The 16,134-nt window shown below is 45.1% G+C and carries 21 protein-coding genes; 5 read left to right on the top strand and 16 right to left on the bottom strand.

The window, feature by feature from the left end; translation table 11 throughout:
* Positions 1-217 precede the first annotated feature (217 nt).
* From VNQ80_RS07955 to VNQ80_RS07945, 3 genes are all read right to left on the bottom strand, one after another.
* Entirely contained in the window at positions 218-1,378 is a 1,161-nt protein-coding gene (locus VNQ80_RS07955; protein ID WP_325637238.1) for a FecR family protein, read from the bottom strand.
* A gap of 34 nt (positions 1,379-1,412) precedes the next feature.
* Positions 1,413-2,027: an RNA polymerase sigma-70 factor gene (locus VNQ80_RS07950; RefSeq protein WP_325637236.1), complete on the bottom strand. Its 615-nt coding sequence runs from the start codon at positions 2,025-2,027 to the stop codon at positions 1,413-1,415.
* A gap of 84 nt (positions 2,028-2,111) precedes the next feature.
* Positions 2,112-2,498: a (deoxy)nucleoside triphosphate pyrophosphohydrolase gene (locus VNQ80_RS07945; RefSeq protein ID WP_325637234.1), complete on the bottom strand. Its 387-nt coding sequence runs from the start codon at positions 2,496-2,498 to the stop codon at positions 2,112-2,114.
* Positions 2,499-2,688: 190 nt separating this feature from the next.
* Between VNQ80_RS07945 and VNQ80_RS07940 the strand changes: the two genes are divergently transcribed.
* The 3 genes from VNQ80_RS07940 (at position 2,689) to VNQ80_RS07930 (ending at position 4,217) form a co-directional block, all read left to right on the top strand.
* Positions 2,689-3,357 (top strand): DUF2975 domain-containing protein, encoded by a 669-nt coding sequence (locus VNQ80_RS07940; RefSeq protein WP_325637232.1) that lies wholly within the window; start codon positions 2,689-2,691, stop codon positions 3,355-3,357.
* Between the two features lie 4 nt (positions 3,358-3,361).
* Positions 3,362-3,562: a helix-turn-helix transcriptional regulator gene (locus tag VNQ80_RS07935; RefSeq protein ID WP_325637230.1), complete on the top strand. Its 201-nt coding sequence runs from the start codon at positions 3,362-3,364 to the stop codon at positions 3,560-3,562.
* Between the two features lie 109 nt (positions 3,563-3,671).
* Complete coding sequence (locus VNQ80_RS07930; protein WP_325637228.1) at positions 3,672-4,217, top strand: AAA family ATPase; 546 nt, start codon at positions 3,672-3,674, stop codon at positions 4,215-4,217.
* A 515-nt stretch (positions 4,218-4,732) separates the two neighbouring features.
* Here the strand turns inward: VNQ80_RS07930 and VNQ80_RS07925 are convergent.
* The 10 genes from VNQ80_RS07925 to VNQ80_RS07880 all read right to left on the bottom strand — a co-directional run bounded on the left by VNQ80_RS07925 (position 4,733) and on the right by VNQ80_RS07880 (position 12,646).
* Entirely contained in the window at positions 4,733-5,065 is a 333-nt protein-coding gene (locus VNQ80_RS07925; RefSeq protein ID WP_325637226.1) for a KilA-N domain-containing protein, read from the bottom strand.
* A gap of 14 nt (positions 5,066-5,079) precedes the next feature.
* The gene (locus tag VNQ80_RS07920; RefSeq protein ID WP_325637224.1) at positions 5,080-5,211 is read right to left on the bottom strand and encodes a hypothetical protein; all 132 of its coding nucleotides are present in this window, start codon (positions 5,209-5,211) and stop codon (positions 5,080-5,082) included.
* 373 nt (positions 5,212-5,584) lie between these two features.
* Entirely contained in the window at positions 5,585-6,379 is a 795-nt protein-coding gene (locus VNQ80_RS07915; protein WP_325637222.1) for an NUDIX domain-containing protein, read from the bottom strand.
* Between the two features lie 53 nt (positions 6,380-6,432).
* Positions 6,433-8,874 carry a hypothetical protein gene (locus VNQ80_RS07910; protein ID WP_325637220.1) on the bottom strand — a complete coding sequence of 814 codons (2,442 nt, stop codon included), beginning with the start codon at positions 8,872-8,874 and terminating at the stop codon, positions 6,433-6,435.
* 118 nt (positions 8,875-8,992) lie between these two features.
* Positions 8,993-10,036 (bottom strand): OmpA family protein, encoded by a 1,044-nt coding sequence (locus tag VNQ80_RS07905; protein ID WP_325637218.1) that lies wholly within the window; start codon positions 10,034-10,036, stop codon positions 8,993-8,995.
* Between the two features lie 195 nt (positions 10,037-10,231).
* On the bottom strand, positions 10,232-10,516 hold the full coding sequence (locus tag VNQ80_RS07900; RefSeq protein WP_325637216.1) for a hypothetical protein: 285 nt from the start codon (positions 10,514-10,516) through the stop codon (positions 10,232-10,234).
* Positions 10,517-10,697: 181 nt separating this feature from the next.
* Positions 10,698-11,651 carry a HipA domain-containing protein gene (locus VNQ80_RS07895; RefSeq protein WP_325637214.1) on the bottom strand — a complete coding sequence of 318 codons (954 nt, stop codon included), beginning with the start codon at positions 11,649-11,651 and terminating at the stop codon, positions 10,698-10,700.
* Positions 11,644-11,976, bottom strand: coding sequence for a HipA N-terminal domain-containing protein (locus VNQ80_RS07890; RefSeq protein ID WP_325637212.1), 333 nt, complete (start codon positions 11,974-11,976; stop codon positions 11,644-11,646). The genes VNQ80_RS07895 and VNQ80_RS07890 overlap by 8 nt, the downstream gene beginning before the upstream one ends.
* Positions 11,977-11,978: 2 nt before the next feature.
* Positions 11,979-12,197 (bottom strand): type II toxin-antitoxin system Y4mF family antitoxin, encoded by a 219-nt coding sequence (locus VNQ80_RS07885; RefSeq protein ID WP_325637210.1) that lies wholly within the window; start codon positions 12,195-12,197, stop codon positions 11,979-11,981.
* A gap of 194 nt (positions 12,198-12,391) precedes the next feature.
* Complete coding sequence (locus tag VNQ80_RS07880; RefSeq protein WP_325637208.1) at positions 12,392-12,646, bottom strand: hypothetical protein; 255 nt, start codon at positions 12,644-12,646, stop codon at positions 12,392-12,394.
* Positions 12,647-13,010: 364 nt separating this feature from the next.
* Here VNQ80_RS07880 and VNQ80_RS07875 point away from each other — a divergent pair, with 364 nt between their 5' ends.
* A complete protein-coding gene (locus VNQ80_RS07875; RefSeq protein WP_325637206.1) occupies positions 13,011-13,202 on the top strand; it encodes a hypothetical protein in 192 nt (63 codons plus the stop codon).
* 358 nt (positions 13,203-13,560) lie between these two features.
* On the opposite strand, the gene VNQ80_RS07870 is transcribed toward VNQ80_RS07875, so the two are convergent.
* Entirely contained in the window at positions 13,561-14,487 is a 927-nt protein-coding gene (locus tag VNQ80_RS07870) for a hypothetical protein (protein WP_325637204.1), read from the bottom strand.
* 103 nt (positions 14,488-14,590) lie between these two features.
* On the opposite strand from VNQ80_RS07870, the gene VNQ80_RS07865 reads away from it, so the two are divergent.
* Positions 14,591-15,010 carry a hypothetical protein gene (locus VNQ80_RS07865; RefSeq protein WP_325637202.1) on the top strand — a complete coding sequence of 140 codons (420 nt, stop codon included), beginning with the start codon at positions 14,591-14,593 and terminating at the stop codon, positions 15,008-15,010.
* Here VNQ80_RS07865 and VNQ80_RS07860 read toward each other — a convergent pair.
* Positions 14,926-15,333, bottom strand: a complete 408-nt coding sequence (locus tag VNQ80_RS07860) for a (deoxy)nucleoside triphosphate pyrophosphohydrolase (RefSeq protein WP_325637200.1) — start codon at positions 15,331-15,333, stop codon at positions 14,926-14,928. The genes VNQ80_RS07865 and VNQ80_RS07860 overlap by 85 nt on opposite strands.
* Positions 15,334-15,343: 10 nt before the next feature.
* Entirely contained in the window at positions 15,344-16,120 is a 777-nt protein-coding gene (locus VNQ80_RS07855; protein WP_325637199.1) for a hypothetical protein, read from the bottom strand.
* Positions 16,121-16,134 lie beyond the last annotated feature (14 nt).

Genomic DNA, 16,134 nt, shown 5'->3' with positions numbered 1-16,134 from the left:
TCCTGGCCGTTACACATCGTGTAAAAATCATATATTTGTCTTTGTTTGGATGTTGGTAATTGTAGTTACAAATAGCGTTTTCAGCGCTACCACTCCGTCCAGGCAATTTAAGCGGGTGATGTTGCGAGCATCATCCGTTTTTTGCTTGAAATTTCCGATGGGTCAGTTCTTTACGTTTTCATTTGGTTGTCAAAATTTTAAGTTCATCAATTATTGGCTATTCACTGATTACGATCAGTCGGTTCCTACCACTCACATTTTCCACTTCAAATTTCACCCCACTCTTACCGAGGATATTTAAAATGGATTCAAAGGATTTGCTGCGTTCGATCATCCCGAAGAAACGGACTGTCGGAACATTGGACCGATAAATCACATCGAGGTCGTACCAGCGGCCCAGTTGCGAAAATGCTTCCTGCGGAGACAATCCATCGAAGTAGAAATACCCGTCCTTCCAAGCGGTGTATTGTTCGGTGTCCACCTGCCTTATACGGGTTGTTGTATCGTGAATGATGCTTTGTGTTCCCGGTTTTAGCTGATGGGCGATATCAGTCATCAGATTTAACACGTTTACTTTTCCCTTTACCAGCGTCGTTTTGGTCTCCAATTCATCAGGATAGGCCGTGATGTTGAATTCGGTGCCCAACACCTCCACGGTTTGGCCAGCGGATAAGACCTTAAATGGTACATTTGCGTCTCCGCCTTTTATCCGCTGCTGTTTGATGGCGAAATAAGCTTCGCCTTCAAGGGTTACCACACGCTCATTGATCTCAAAGTGACTTGGATATTTCAGTGTACTACCCGCATTGAGCCATACCTGCGAACCGTCGGGCAGCGTAACGTGGTAAGTGCCACCCTTGGGGGTGGTGAGTGTGAGTGAATGCGTGATCGAGTGCTCACCAAGCACGGTGCTCCCATCCATGTAGGTGATTTCGTTCCCTACCACAATGCCATGCTGCTCCGGGCTCAGTTCAATCGTCTGCCCGTCGGCAAGCATTAACGTGGCGCGGTTTCCGCCAGGTAAAATATCGTCGGCGGCCAATTCGATATCACGTTCAACGGGCGGCGTACGGAGCGAGAACCATGTTATTGTCGAAACGGCGAGGAGCATGGCGGCAGCAGCAGACCATAGTGCCAACCGGCGTGTACGCTGCTTACGCATACGTTTCTCGGCGGGCTCCAGTTGGGCAAGTATTTGCAGTAGCATACGCTCCCGCAATACCTCGCTATTCGTCGCAAATGAGGTATCTACTTCATAAGTATCTTTTCCCATTTGGGCATCCAACCAATCGTTCAGTTGGCCCTGTTCGATCGGCGTAATCGTGCCCGCTATTAATTTGCCCGCTAGTGTTTCTATTTCCTCCTTTGACAATGCCATCTATAACCGGTTTTGGTTATATAGTCTGCCATTCTCAGAGAAAGGGTGTACACGAAAGAAAAAAAATAATGATAAGAAGATCGTCCCGCAGTTTTTTGTTGGCGTTTTTCAGATGCATCTTTACTGTATTCTCAGATAGTCTCAGCTCAGCCGCTATCGTTTTCACACTTTTATCTTGCTCGCGGCTCATCCGGAAAACCAGTTGGCACTGCGGCGGGAGCCGGTTTATGCTTTGCATGATGCGTTGCATCAATTCCTCGGCTATTAATTGGCTTTCGGGCGAAGTATTTTCTATCGGTTCGATGGGAGCGTCTTGGGGTGCCATTTGTTCGCGTTCGCGCTTACGGCGGGCCAGTACGGTCAGTGCTTGGTATTTTACGGCCACGGCGAGGTACGTGCTAAGCGTATGGGTAAGCTTGAGTTTCTTTCGTCTATTCCAAAGCCCTATAAAAACGTTCTGCACGCACTCTTCGGCCTCCTCGGCGTTGCCGAGCAGGTTTGCAGCCACTACGAATAGCTTGTCCCAATAACGATTATATAGGTTTACCAATGCCCGCTGGTTACCGGTTTCCAACTGGTAAACAATATCTTCATCGCTATATTGGCTATAATCGGTTCGCACCCGTGCTTTTTGTTGCAAGGTAACCATATTCCGTGTTATACACAATAAACCGGCTTCTCGTCGGGGGGAAATCACTTTTAAAATACGCTGAGCAGCAAGCTTCGAAAATCATCATCCAGCGCCGCCCTTCACCTCTTCCACAATCGGCACGTCCGCCGGTGCCCAGTCATACTGGTCGAGCTCAGCGACGGTTACCCATTTGGCGTCGGCATGCTCTTCGAGCCGAAGGCTGCCACCGATCACATGGGCCATGAAGGGCACTAGCCTAATCCGGAAGGCCGGGTAGTCGTGCTCCACCGGCTGGAGCCGCTTCACCACTTCAATATCCAGGTGCAGCTCTTCCTTTATTTCGCGTACAATGGTCAGCGCATCATCTTCGCCCGGTTCCACCTTGCCCCCCGGAAATTCCCATTTCAGCGGTAGGTCCATGGCGGTGCTGCGCTGGCAGATCAGTATTTTGCCGTGTTGGACGATGATTGCACAGGTAACGATAAGCATAGCAATAATGAAGTTTGGTTAAAGGTACGGTTTTTCAAGTGTTACCCCCCTCTTTGGCTATTACCACTCGGTTTTGTACTATTAAATCATTGATCCATTCAATTTGCTTAAGACCGCTCAGGGGCATTTACAGGAGTTTTTAAAATAAAACATTAAATTTTAATTGTATTATTATAAAAAATTAATAGATTTGGCAACTGTTAATTTAATTGATATGAAGTTCTCGGATAGCAAAATCATCAAATCACTTGATTTATTAACTACCATAATATTGCTTTTTTATGTCGCATTTCTGTGTGTCAAATTATTTGATTCCGGTGCTCCGGCACTGAGCAATAGTTTAAAAGGCTATGCCGTGTATGATATACAGGCCAAACCTCGTGATGATAAAAACGTCCGGAGTTTAGACGATTGGTTCGGGAAGAAAGTAGTAGTTCAGCCGACTAACAAGGCCCTTGTGGATTTAAGGTTTAAATCTTACGGCGAACTATTTTCGTTACCTGCTTTATTGTACCAAGTCTCTCAACTACTTTATTGGCTACTTATTGGCTTCCTCATTTTATGCATAAAAAAGCTCTTTAGTTCATTTCGTAAGGATGAGGTATTTACAACAAGGAACGCCTCGTTAATTTTATGGGGCTCTACGGTATTGATGTTACTGCCTGTCATGCGATCGATAACGCAATATCTTTTTATCAACTGCATCACCAAGTTAAACCTCAATGATTCAGGCTATATGTTGCAAAAGGGGGTTGGATTTATTGCCGCTGAAACGTTGATTGGATTGGCGCTGTTGGCGTTTGGTTTGGTTTTCAAAACAGCGATAGCCATAAAGAAGGAAAACGACTCATTTATTTAGTGGTATGCCGATAGTTATTAATTTAGATGTAATGTTAGCCAAGCGGAAAATGTCGCTAACGCAGCTGTCTGAAAAAGTTGGGCTAACGATAGTCAATCTGTCGATTTTGAAGACAGGGAAGGCAAAGGGGGTCAGGTTCGATACGCTAGAGGCAATATGCAAGGTCTTAGAATGCAAACCAGGGGATATCATCGATATCGAATAGCATACTATATCCATTGTTTTCCTCTGGCTGCCACTATTCTTTCGGCTACAAGGGTAGCATGATTTAACTGGGACTATTTTTACGACCACGATACATTGAATTTAAACGAATGAACAAGTTATATGTCATAACAGGGGGACCTGGCGTTGGAAAAACAACCTTATTGAATGCCTTGGCCGCAGACGGGGTGACAATCGTCACTGAAGTAGCTAGGGCGATCATCAAGGAGCAACTAGCTGCCGGCGGTGATGCCTTGCCTTGGAAGAACAAGGCGCGGTATACTGATCTCATGCTAGTAGCCTCGATCCGAGATTATAAACGGGCGGTAGAAAGGCAACCGAAAGGAATACATTTTTTCGATCGCAGCGTCGTTGATGCGATATGTTACGCCGAGATGATCGGTTATTCCATTTCGCCTTCCGTTGTGAAAGAAGCATCGGCTTGCCAATATCATCCAACTATTTTCATCCTCCCGCCATGGCGTGAAATCTATGAAACTGATACGGAACGGAAGCAAACCTGGGAAGAAGCAACGTATACTTACGGGCAGCTGAAAATCGTATATCAACGTTATGGTTACGAAATCATAGACGTTCCAAAAGGCAGCGTAGAAAAGCGAAAAAAGTTTGTGAATGAGATTATCTCCTCAGACTAGCGGCTTATTATGGTCGGTTTGCTCTCCAAAGACCAATCCGATTCCAAGTTTAACAAATTTTAACAGTTTCAGACCCAAACCGGCACGTCCTTTGAACTACTATTGGCGTAGAATTGTCTTTTCATAATTTAGGTTTATAATTGGTTAGTTTGAAAAACCCGCGTCTCCCCGGCGTGGGTTTTTTATGTTAAGTAGTTGTTTCAACTCAATTCAAATCCCTCAAATGAAATCCTTAACCGTTACCGTTAAAACGTTCTACACGTTCGTCATTAGGGTGCAGAGGTGTCTCGCGCATCGTTTTGGTTCCATGCCTTCAAAAGCGGTTTATATTCTTCAAACCGGTGCTCCCTTATAGGCCTTATGTAGGGTTCGGTCTTGAAATATAGAAGCAAAGCGGGACTTATGTCCTTGTATCTTTCGACGAATTCAAATTTTATCAGTTCGCCGTTTGTTATCCGTTGCTTTATCTTGTTATGATAAGGGTACATTTGATATTTTGGTAGTAGGAAAAGAAGCTAGCCATTCTTCAGTTTCCCCACGGATTTGCTATGTGCCATCAGCGAACGTAATTGAGTAATAGCCATTTTTAATCGCTTAAACTCTTTTATTAAATACACCTTGAATTCAGCGCTTATCCACATGCCGAATTCGAATGCTATATCAGCATGGGCATAAGTACCACCGTATCTTCCAGCCTTTGCGAACAACCCAATTGCATTTGTTTTTTCCACCCATTCTTTCACGCTGATTTTGTAACTATTTAGACCCGCCTGACTTTTAATTATGGCGAATTCGCCATAATTAAACGCCGGATTATTCACAGATTCCCATATACCCAGAAACTCCACGGTATTTCTATTTCTTAGCCAGTCGGATATAAAGAAATCACCGTCTTTTGCCTTAACATGTCAGTTAGTGAAATAAAATCTCCAATACGGTCAGTTATCATAGTGACTTCGATTCCCTTTACATCTAATGTTTTATTTTTTGCCATGTTGTAGGTTGTTATTTGGTTACAAGGCAAACGTACGATTTTATCAATCAAAATGCAAATATTTTTAGTAAACTATATAGTGTTTTGATTGTCATAAAATAGGAGATAGGCTATCTGCAGATTTGAAAAAAGAGTTTCCCAACATCAAAGGGTTGTCTGCAAGAAACCTTCTCTATATGAAGCAATTTGCAGAAGATCTTCGAGCCGGTGGGTACCATATAACTTTCTTCAATCCGTTGAAAAATGTTATTCGTTTGTATTGGCGTGTTCGATCGTTTATTCATGGCAGCTCGCAAAGTATTTGTTTTACAAAATGTACGGCGAAACCGAATTATACCAAAAAACGACACGATTTCAAACTTTGGTCCCGCTTTTAAGAGACAAGCAGGATGTTAGAACCCCCAACTACCAGCTTATCCAAGAGAACCCATTCAGCCTGGGTTGATTCGCTGTCTATGGATAATTGGCCATTGATAATTTCGCCCAAATAAACAATCGTGAATTCCTGTCTCACTTCTCCATCATTGTATGCGATGCGAATATTAGGGTCAGAATACGTTCCAACTATATCGGTGAGCGCCACCTCAAAACCGGTCTCCTCTCTGATCTCCCTGATTGCACTTTGGGCCAAAGACTCACCAAATTCGTGTGTTCCTCCAGGCATCGTCCATTTACCGTTATCTCTGCGTCGCAGCATCAATAGGCGCCCATCTTGGATCAGTGCCACCGCTACCGCAGGTTTTATGGAGTTGGCCATTGGTGCATCCGTTGCATAATAGTAGTCTTTGCGAACAGATGGCAACGTACTCTTCATCCACTCACTCACGAAGGAAGTTGCAGGCACAGTTACTTTATCATTTCCTGCCGGAGCTTTAATAAAGAAGATTTTTGTGCCGTTTTTCGATCGCTGCACATAAGATGTTTTTGGCCGTATTACATAGAAATCCCCTTTCCTGAACATGTATTCTTTCCCCGTATCCATATCGAGGTACTGCGTGCAGCCTTCCAAAACCAGGTGATACTCATGAGCTCTTTCATGAAAATGAGGTGCCTCTGCCTGCTCTTGTTCATACGCAGTTACCCCTATTTCCAATTGCTCGTCGAAGATTTCATTCAGCCGCTGAGGCCTACCGAGGTTCCCCGCCAGATACTGTCTTGTCTCACCCACAAGGCTTTCAGCAATTTCTGCATGGCCAATAAACTCAATCCTATCGTCAGTTTTCATAAAAATGCATACCTATAAATCCCAAAATATCCATTAGACAACGTGTTGTTTATATAAGCTGTTTCATACCGGTATCCAAAATTACTCGCCAAGTCCCTTATCGCTGTTAACCTGAGCGGTAAAAAATGTTCCTCCATCATAAAAGCAACCCGTTCCATCCCTAGCCTCGCCTGGATTACCCCCCAAACTTGATTAATCTGCTCATATATACCCATAGCCTCCGCAAAAAATCTACGCGCCTCTGCGCCATCATTTTTTGTATCGATGGCAAGTTCTGCCAGCACTAGATAGCAATGTCCCATCCACCCCGTTATTTGCTGCTCAACGGCATATTTCAACGCCAAATCAATCGTTTCTTGGGCCTCCTTGAGCTTGCCTGTTTCCCGCATGAGGTCCGCTTCCGTACACAACAAGTATATTTCGTAGCGTCTCAATCCCTCTTCCCGGGCCAACTTCAATCCCAATCTACAGGCATGGGTTGCGAATTTAGTATGCCCTGTCCTCCTCAGCATGTCAACATATTTCCGAAGGCACCTCGCAAGCAGCGCCACATCTTCAGCCTTCTTGGATTGACGTATGGCTTGCAACAACCATTTGCGGCTATCATCAAAATTTCCGTTCAATATGCCCAAGTTACCTCCAATCATAAACAGCAACTCACGGAAATGCTGTGCATAGCGAGTCCCATCAAGATTTGCGACCAATCGTTTGGCTTCTTTGATAATGCCTTCAACCGGCAGGTAAAACATTTGATGGTGTAGTCGCCTGATTTCGAGCTGCAGATTCACATCGTCGGCATGGTCTTCCTTCAATGCATCCCCTATCTGCTTCACCGCATCTTCATAATTGCCTTGTAAATGGAACATGTCCATCAAAATATATCTTATCCGGATATTAAGGACATTATCACAGCACGCATGCATATCTGCTATTAGCGATATCAAGAAATTGGTGCTACCTTTGACCTGCAACAATTGCAATATCCTAATGAACTCCTCGCTATCCAGCCAATCCCAGTTCTTGCTTCTCCCAGCATATGCTTTAAAGTGATAGCAACATTCAGAAAGCAAGCTTTCAATGTAGTCATGTGGGCTGGCTAACGCGCATCGCCCCAGCCGCTTCATGTAGTATTCGAAGATTATGCCGTGTGCTTTTAACAAGCTGCCATCTTCAACTTGATGTGATAGGTTTTCCCTCATCAATGCGTGGAAAAAGAAACGGTTGCCCTCGTTTTCCACAAAAGAGAAGCGCTGGATACCCTCGAAGTGATTGCGTATCCTACTTCCCATAAATGCCGCTGCCAGTTCCTCGAACAATTCCGCATCGTACCATCTGGGAATGCTCATGAGCTTGAGGATTTCCACCTCTCTATGATCCAGATGCATCAGGAACCGTTCTAGTATTTCGCTGTTTACGGCCGTAAAACGATGAGCTTCAACAGCAATCCCTTTGTTAAGCATTTCATGATACTGGTCTACACATAGATCCATGTGAAAAGGGTGCCCGTTGCTCGAAATGTAAATCCTATCCTGCGTTTTTTCGTCGTGTATACCACAGGATCTAAGAAAACCTTTTGCGTCTTTCCGCGATAGGTTACCCAAGAGATGCTGGTCTAGCACCCCTTGCCATTGCATACTTAGCGACTGCCATTTGAGTTTTTCCCTGCTAGATACCACAAACAAGGCAAAAGGCATCAGTTCAACGATATCCCTCATAAACTTATCCGGATAGACATCATTGTTCCAGTACGTCTTGTTCCATAGCACTTCATACGTATCCACAAAAATTATCGACACAGACTGGTCCCGCTCGCATGCATACTCCAGGTCGTACGCAAAGAAAGAAGCCATTTCATCCTCGATTTCATCCGGAGAAAGTCTCTCCAAGCGCTTCAGGTCCTCTTTGAGCTCGCTGTTTAGATTAAACCGTTTAACCATCCCATACGCCCTTTCTACCACGCCACTTAATGCGCCCAGAAAACCTAGCCCATCCACTGCGGCGAGTAGGTTCCCTACAAACCCAATATCCTTTAGGTAGGGTATTTCCTGGTTCTTAAGCGTCAAATCCGGGTTTTTCTTGGCAAAATAGAGGCTATAACTGATCTCAAAATGCGGGAAACTGACCTGATGGTTTTCCTTAAACGAATGAGCGAGCGTAATCAACGTTTTAGCTTTGGAAATCCCCCCGAGATTTCCAAAATCAATCCGCGCGTGCAACGTCGGTTTACGCGCGTTCAGGAGCTGTTTGGTCAGTTCGCGCTGTAGGCTTGTCTTGCCAATCCCGCCCACGCCGTAAAAGACCAGCACGCGGTGTAATCTTTCCTCAATCGGGGTTTCTAGGTGCGCGTGCACACCATTCCAGAATGTTTGCTGAAACTCCTCCCGGTCCGTAAAAAGTCTGGAAGCTGTGTGGTTTCGGTTTCTCCTTATTTTAGCCATAGTAATCAGCCCGGGCAAGGTCTATATTTAGGTGCTACGAGTCTGGGTTAAAAGTAGAAAGTTTCATCCTAATAACCAAAAGTTTTCCGCCATGCCATTCTTGTTAACACCCTATGGGCTAATCCATCCGTACGAGTTCTACGCGTCTGTTTTTTGCTTTGTTCTCTTCGCTGTCGTTGGCTACCAGTGGGGCGTCTGCGCCCAAGCCTTTCGCGGCTAAACGCGATTTTTCGATCCCCTTGCCAACGAGGGCGTCCATTACGGCAACCGCCCGATCGTTAGACAAGGTTTTGTTGTGTGCAGCACTGCCTGTATTGTCCGTGTGGCCTTCGATGCTGATCCGCAGCGCTGCATTTTTCTGCAACGCCTCAGCAATCTGGTCAACCACCGCTTTCCCCTCAGTCGTTATGGTCGACTTGTCCACGTCAAAATTGATATAAAGAATGGATTTCCCTTTTTCGGTAAGATCGGCGGCAATCGCGTCTGCGGTTACCCGTTGGATGGTCTGCTCGAAGGGAGCCTCCTGCACAATCTGTATAGAGGTGGTGTTGGTATTTCCCTTATCGAGCGCGATATAGATGTTGCCATCGTCCCGGCGTATCACATAGGTGGCAATCTCATGGTTCCAAATATCGATACTGCCGTTGCTCCCGGCGTAGGTGCACAATTCTGCATACTTGTCCCGGCGGTCGCCGGTTAGCTTCCCTTCAAATACTTTTACCCCGCCTGCCTGCATGATGGCATCCTCGTAGCTTTTAATGAGGTAGCGACCACTGATTTGCTTATCGCTTTTTCGATCGGGATGCACATGCGCCCGAAACGTTTTCCCTTCCACTTCGTAGATGCTGCCGGGTGTAACGAATACCATAAAATCAAAATCGAGCGGTTTCGCCCGGTTGATGTAAAGCGAGCCCTCCGGCGCAGTGAAAAACGGGAAATCACCGATGTCTGCGGTAGAAACCACGATGGATTGGATGTCGAAATCTTCATCGCTACCGGGCTGGGTCTCCGTTTCACCGGCGGGTGTTTGCGCGGCACTGCCCGCGGTATCTTCCGTAGCGGCCGTATCATCGGTTGCGGCTTGTTCGTTCCGGCTGCCGGAACTGCAGGCAGATAGCAGGATCATCGGGATCAACAACAGGTATATGTGGAGTTTGCTCATGATGCGCTTCAGTTTGCTTTGCAAAGGTAAAGGTAGTACATATCGGCAGCTATGGGAATAGTGGTTTTCCAGTATTTTTTTGCGGCGTGTCAGTGGCCTAACACCCGTCAACCGACGTTTGTGGTTTTTGATCCGCCGCTAGCCATCTGCCAATATCCTCATGATTATATGCTTTTGCAACGAATTTAAGCAAAATCACCAAATATCCACTGCTTTCACCTGTTCAGCAATCGGCAAATCCGCTGGCGCCCAGTCGTACAGGCCAAGCTCATCTACCGTTATCCACCGGGCATCCGTGTGTTCTTCGAGCCGGAGCTCGCCGCCGGCTACACGCGCTACAAATGGAATCAGCTTATCCCCTCCCAACTCCACCTTGCCACCCGGAAACTCCCATTTCAGCAGCAGGTGCATGGCGCTGCTGCGCTGGCAGATCAGTATCTTGCCGTGTTGCGTGATGATGGCACAGGTAACGATGAGCATAGCGATAACAAAAGTTGGTTAAAGATACTTTTTTATTGGAAGCCAGTCAGCCACTTTTGTGCACACCTGCTTAGGCGTATCCTCACCTGCTCAGGAGTAAACATAACAACAAAATATGAAGGTTCAAAAAGTTGTAATACAGTTGTAACATTGTTGGAGGAAGCCTTGGTGGCCACCATTTTCACCCTTCAATTTTCTGATATCTTTCTTCCAACAGATCTTTATACTTCTCTTTGTATTCGTCAGAAAAAAATGAACGATCAATCCATTGCAAAGCAACCGGTTTCCTTTTCTGAAAACGTTTGGCAATACCATTGATCTGCTTGGCGTTTAGTCCTAACAGCAGCCCCAATCTTTGAAAATGCTCCCAATGGAGTTTTCTTTTTTTTCCCTCCAACGTCAATGCTAGCTCCTCCGTATCTCCTGGATTAATAATCGCAACGTTCAGTAGATCGTATGCAGGGGCTAGTGTCCATTTATTGTTCTTAAAAATCATGGAAAAATTTTTCAGGTGCATATCGTTGTTCCCAGTCAGGAAACAGAATACCGCCAATTCTAAGAAATAGAACTTATCGAGCAACGTATTGTCCGAGTACTCGTCCAGCGCTCTGCCGACCTTTTCCATCGAGCCCTTGTATTTGTCAAATGCCTCTGTGATTTGGAACATATCGAGCATATGTATTTTCTCTCCGGCGTCCGTTCGGTCTATTCTTTTTGTAATATAGGATAGTTCGCCGGACTTCAACCTTATGAGACTGGACTTAACAACGTTGATGTCGAAAGCTTCGGCAATACACATAGTGACGTGTTCATTTTCCGGCATTTCAGGAAAATGGTCGGAAGGTGGTTTGAAGATATAATTTCCACCCAAAGCTCCTACTATGGTTAGACGCCCCTTTTCTCCGTCTTGGATCGTATTTTTTACTAACGATAAGGAAAGTTTGGGTTGTACTCCGGGAACAGCTATACTCCGCTCTACGACGTTCTTCGCCAATTCAGCCATTTCAGCCAGCGAATGTTCGAACACCGGTGGCTGCTTCATGCCGAAAAAATCCAGGCTACATTGCTCATGAAAATCACCCAACGTATTCTTAGGTAATTCTTTATAACAGAATAAACACTTTTTGTCACTCATTTTCCTGAGGTATAGGTTGAACACTTACAGCACCGATACAGTTTTGGCAGCACGCTAATAGCAAACCCATACGATCGTTTGGATTGATTTTCCAATTTTTGGAAGCAATGTCCAACAACCAGCCTTCCGGTATTAGTCCCTCAAAAAACGGGAATAAGCGTTTATCCTTATAGGGGTTAGCGCTCACGGGCATGGTGAAGGTTATAAATTCTGTCGGATAGGCTCTGATATAGGCTTCATCATACTGAAAAATATATTCACCATCGTCAGTCTCCGTAAGAGTTCCTGCCAAATGATCCTTATAGTATATAGATGCTTTTCTCATCTTTACTCCTTTGTAGTTAATAGCTCTCTTGCATTCACGGGCGCCAAAGTATGTCCGAACATTTTAAGTACTTGGTTTACTTTTTCGAGATTCAGGTTTTCCTTACCCTGTTCTATTTTTCTGATTACCGTAAGCGCAACACCGGCTCGTTCAGCAAACTCTTCCTGTGTAAGATTTACTTCCTTTCTTTTTTGCTTTACAAAATCTGCGAGTACCATCATGATTATATGCTTTTGCAACGAATTTAAGCAAAATTACGATTTTATATGTAAAAACATATAAAAATCTTTTTTCGCAATAAATTATATGCGTTCAGATATAATAGAAAGTGGAGGAATCAATGTTCAAGCATGATGTTCAACTATTTGAATGTGATGGCACAGGTAACGATGAGCATAGCGATAACAAAAGTTGGTTAAAGATACTTTTTTATTGGAAGCCAGTCAGCCACTTTTGTGCACTCCTGCTTCGGGGTATCCTCACATGCTGCCCTATTTGCCCTAAACTGTTCGATTAATTTCTTCAAATCCGCTTTCGTAGGCCCGTCTTTCTGAAGGTGTCGAGTTTCACCAAGGTAATCCGACACCATATAAGTGGGTACCATATAACTTTCTTCAATCCGTTGAAAAATGTTGTTCGTTTGTGTTTGCTTGGTCGATCGTTTACTCATGGCGGCTAGCAAGGTATTTGTTTTGCAAAATGTACGGCGAAACCGAATTATACCAAAAAGCCACACGATTTCAAACTTTTATTCCACTTTAACCATAAATCTCTAGACAATCTCCCACTTTACGCTCAAAATCATGCTTAAAAACCGCTCTTTGTCCCCACTTTCCTCCACTTTCGTAAATCTGGGTTTTACGTTTTTTAACTTCGGTGCCCTTAGGTTTAAGATGGAATTTATCCTTTTGTCTTTTTGCCTTGCTGCATGGCAGTGACACAAGAAACGATGGGCATCGTGCTAACGTCGTTTAGTTAAAACGATAAACTTTTCACTAACTTTACGAACGAGCTCAACAACCCATTGCTATATCATGCAACTCAAGAATATCGAACCGGCGATAAGCTATACATACGGTGATCAACCCGCCACATGCCCCAAGTGCGGCAACCGCACCACGGTCTATGAAACTACAGGCCTCCCTGTAGTGCAGCAGCACACCAGCCTGTCGGCCAATTGCCGTTACACATTTTTTCAAGTTGCCGAAGAAGACAACCACCCGTAATCCTGCTTGCATTCTAAAGTGGTCGAATTCGACCAATTTAAAATTTGGATTATAAAGTTGTTCCCAAATGCCCAAAAACTCTAGTGTTGTTAATTATCACGTTTAATGAAACGGCTAAATAAGGGATCTCAGCCAAAACCATCCAGATCATGTCCATTGGGGTGGGATACTTTACGCCGGGCGAATCAATGGTCCACAGTCCGCCCAATACCTTCCTCAATTTGACAAGTTGACTTGGCATCGGGAGTATGTTTTCAAGCTATAGATTGGTAGTAGCCTTCATCGTGCCACTGCGCTGGCAGATCAGTATCTCGCCGTGTTGGATGATGATATACGCGACGGAGGGAATGCTTCGTTGTTACCGCGAACGAATCAAACTGTCCAATAGCCCAGTCTTCCTAACTTCAAGTATGGTGGTGAATTTTTCGGGTATTCTTTTTTCCTCCACTTGGGCCAGCCCGAACCATTGTGCAAAATTTCCGAAAAAGCGTATCATATAAGCATACTCAATTAATCGGATGTCGCGGTCATAAGCCGGATTGTGCCGTTCTTTCCACCATTCCGTTTGCAAGGCTTTCATCCATTTTTCGCCATAGAACAGCGCATTACGTGGCTGGCTACCATGTTTCAAGAACAGGTACAGTGAAAATGCCCAGCCCAGTTGGCCGTTTTGTCCATCATCTTCGAGTGCGTACAGGTTCTGCCAATTAAACCGGTTGGTCATAAAGGAGAATAAACTATGAAGCCGCTCGCTGTTGGGCATTTCGGTATACAGTTTGCCATTTTTGGTGAGTGAGAGCTTGTTGTTTCTCTTTTTAGCCAATCCAGTCACCAACAGATGGTCTTTGATCACCCAGATGAATGTAAGGTTGTCTTCGTTCAGTTTTTTGATGTATTTTAAATGCGGAGAGGAAATAAGGTTCTGCTCCACAAGCCGGGTACATACGGCTATTGGAAGGTTTCCCTTTGGTGTCAATTTCAGCTCACCCGCTTTCTGTATTTCTGCCATCAATAGGTCCGAAAGCACCAGGAGGGGCACGGATGCTGCGTGTTCTTCGTTTTGTGGCGCAATCCATTCCAGCGGGCTACCCGGCCCAAATGGATCGTGCAGTAAAATATGCATCTGTTCCGGGCTAACGCCATCGAAATCGTCTAACGGAGCGGCGTTCACCTGTTTCATGTGCTTCGCCATCAACGTATTGATTTCATCCATTGATAGCTTTCCGCTTTGTACCTGTGGGTACGCTTTAATAAACGATTCCCATATTTCGTTTGCAACTCCCATGGAAACGAATATCGAGTTTTTTTGGTCTATACAATGAGTCCATTTACTTTTTCTCTTCCATAGCAAAAGATCTACTACCTTCGCTGGCACGAAACCTTCGATTATGCATGGACCTCGCTACACATCAATTGTCAACTACATTGATGAATACGCTCCGGGGCAAACCTTCGAGCAGCTTGTCGTTAGTAAGTTTCAGCCGTACCTAGGTCGCACCATCCGCGAGCTCTGCACGGAGTTTTTGGCAAAGGAGACTGGAGACAAGCCGGGTATTTACCGGATGCTCACCAAAGCGATTTTGGGAATACCGTTAACTAGTAAAATCGAGGAATTTGAGAAAGGCGACGTTCCTATCCGAGTGGTTTACACCGCCCATCCGAAATATCCGCGGGCGCCGAAGCGCTATTTCTTATGGCATGTCGGTAACAGGCAATCCGACCTTTATCTCGGCAAAATCGAATTCTGGACGCCTCCACCCTTCACCTGTTCCACAATCGGCACATCCGCCGGCGCCCAGTCGTATTGATCCAAGTCATCTACGGTTACCCACTTGGCGTCGGCATGTTCTTCAAGCCGCAGCTCGCCTCCCACCACAAGGGCCACAAAGGGTACCAGCCTAATCCGGAAGGTTGGATAGTCGTGCTCCACTGGTTGGAGGCGTTTTACCACCTCAATATCCAGGTGGAGCTCTTCCTTTATTTCGCGTACAATGGTCAGCGCATTGTCTTCGCCTGGTTCCACTTTGCCGCCGGGGAACTCCCATTTCAGCGGTAAGTTCATTGTGCTGCTGCGTTGGCAGATCAGTATCTTGCCGTGTTGGATGATGATGGCACAGGTAACGATGAGCATAGCGATAAAATTACTTTGCTTGCTTCACAAAATACTTCTCAAACCATTTAGGCAAGTGTAGTTCGGGTTCATCCCAAACTTTTTTCCCGTCGACTACTTTAAAATGGGCGATTAAACGAAAGGGCTTGTCATCAAGAGAGTTATCGAAAAAATACGCTTGATAGGCAATTTCCGCTGCGTCTGCCAATAGCGAAAGTGAACGGTGGTAGCGGCTCTCAATTTTATCGTCAGGCACGTCGTGACCACCCCGGGCTACTCGGAGTTTTACCCGATATTTGTTAATCTCTGCCGATTCGGTGGAGACAAAATACAAGTAAACTTTGTATCCCTTTTCCGCTGCACGGCGCATGATGTCGAGATTAGACCCATGCGAAAACACTGTTTCAAAAGAAAAACGTGTTTCTCGCTCAAGCAAGGCTTCCCTTAGGTACCTCGCAATCACCTGTGCCAGTTGTTCAATTCGCCTTACGAGCTTTGCCTTGAAAACCGTACCCGATAAACTATAAGAAGCACGGAAGTCCTTTTTCGTGAACGAAGGGTTTAGCAGTCCGGATTTTTCTACAAAAGCATCGAAATCTGTTTTGGTGAAATTAACTCCAAAGGCAGAAAAATCAAACAGACCTTCCCGCAAATGTCTTGCTATGTCGTCTGCGTTTATATAGTGTCCGAAATCGAGGGGGAAACCGTTTACTTCTTTATCTCTAATGGCATTAATAATTGTGCTTTTACCGGATCCATTGGGACCAGCGAATACCCGCAAACGTAACGACTTTTGTTTAGGTTGCATTTAAGGTTTGGTTG

It is taken from the genome of Parapedobacter sp., assembly GCF_035556095.1.
Taxonomy (GTDB): Bacteria; Bacteroidota; Bacteroidia; order Sphingobacteriales; family Sphingobacteriaceae; genus Parapedobacter.
Note: the sequence above shows the minus strand (reverse complement) of the source record. Positions and strands in the feature narration are given on the sequence as shown.

Excerpts from the sequence above, each read along its gene's own strand:
- VNQ80_RS07900 (WP_325637216.1), bottom strand. The coding sequence starts at position 10,516 with ATGCTCATCGTTACCTGTGCCATCATCACGCAACACGGCAAGATACTG.
- VNQ80_RS07895 (WP_325637214.1), bottom strand. The coding sequence starts at position 11,651 with ATGAGTGACAAAAAGTGTTTATTCTGTTATAAAGAATTACCTAAGAAT.
- VNQ80_RS07880 (WP_325637208.1), bottom strand. The coding sequence starts at position 12,646 with ATGAGTAAACGATCGACCAAGCAAACACAAACGAACAACATTTTTCAA.
- VNQ80_RS07945 (WP_325637234.1), bottom strand. The coding sequence starts at position 2,498 with ATGCTTATCGTTACCTGTGCAATCATCGTCCAACACGGCAAAATACTG.
- VNQ80_RS07870 (WP_325637204.1), bottom strand. The coding sequence starts at position 14,487 with ATGGGAGTTGCAAACGAAATATGGGAATCGTTTATTAAAGCGTACCCA.
- VNQ80_RS07855 (WP_325637199.1), bottom strand. The coding sequence starts at position 16,120 with ATGCAACCTAAACAAAAGTCGTTACGTTTGCGGGTATTCGCTGGTCCC.
- VNQ80_RS07865 (WP_325637202.1), top strand. The coding sequence starts at position 14,591 with ATGCATGGACCTCGCTACACATCAATTGTCAACTACATTGATGAATAC.
- VNQ80_RS07905 (WP_325637218.1), bottom strand. The coding sequence starts at position 10,036 with ATGAGCAAACTCCACATATACCTGTTGTTGATCCCGATGATCCTGCTA.
- VNQ80_RS07930 (WP_325637228.1), top strand. The coding sequence starts at position 3,672 with ATGAACAAGTTATATGTCATAACAGGGGGACCTGGCGTTGGAAAAACA.
- VNQ80_RS07955 (WP_325637238.1), bottom strand. The coding sequence starts at position 1,378 with ATGGCATTGTCAAAGGAGGAAATAGAAACACTAGCGGGCAAATTAATA.
- VNQ80_RS07890 (WP_325637212.1), bottom strand. The coding sequence starts at position 11,976 with ATGAGAAAAGCATCTATATACTATAAGGATCATTTGGCAGGAACTCTT.
- VNQ80_RS07935 (WP_325637230.1), top strand. The coding sequence starts at position 3,362 with ATGCCGATAGTTATTAATTTAGATGTAATGTTAGCCAAGCGGAAAATG.
- VNQ80_RS07860 (WP_325637200.1), bottom strand. The coding sequence starts at position 15,333 with ATGCTCATCGTTACCTGTGCCATCATCATCCAACACGGCAAGATACTG.
- VNQ80_RS07875 (WP_325637206.1), top strand. The coding sequence starts at position 13,011 with ATGCAACTCAAGAATATCGAACCGGCGATAAGCTATACATACGGTGAT.
- VNQ80_RS07950 (WP_325637236.1), bottom strand. The coding sequence starts at position 2,027 with ATGGTTACCTTGCAACAAAAAGCACGGGTGCGAACCGATTATAGCCAA.
- VNQ80_RS07885 (WP_325637210.1), bottom strand. The coding sequence starts at position 12,197 with ATGATGGTACTCGCAGATTTTGTAAAGCAAAAAAGAAAGGAAGTAAAT.
- VNQ80_RS07920 (WP_325637224.1), bottom strand. The coding sequence starts at position 5,211 with ATGGCAAAAAATAAAACATTAGATGTAAAGGGAATCGAAGTCACTATG.
- VNQ80_RS07910 (WP_325637220.1), bottom strand. The coding sequence starts at position 8,874 with ATGGCTAAAATAAGGAGAAACCGAAACCACACAGCTTCCAGACTTTTT.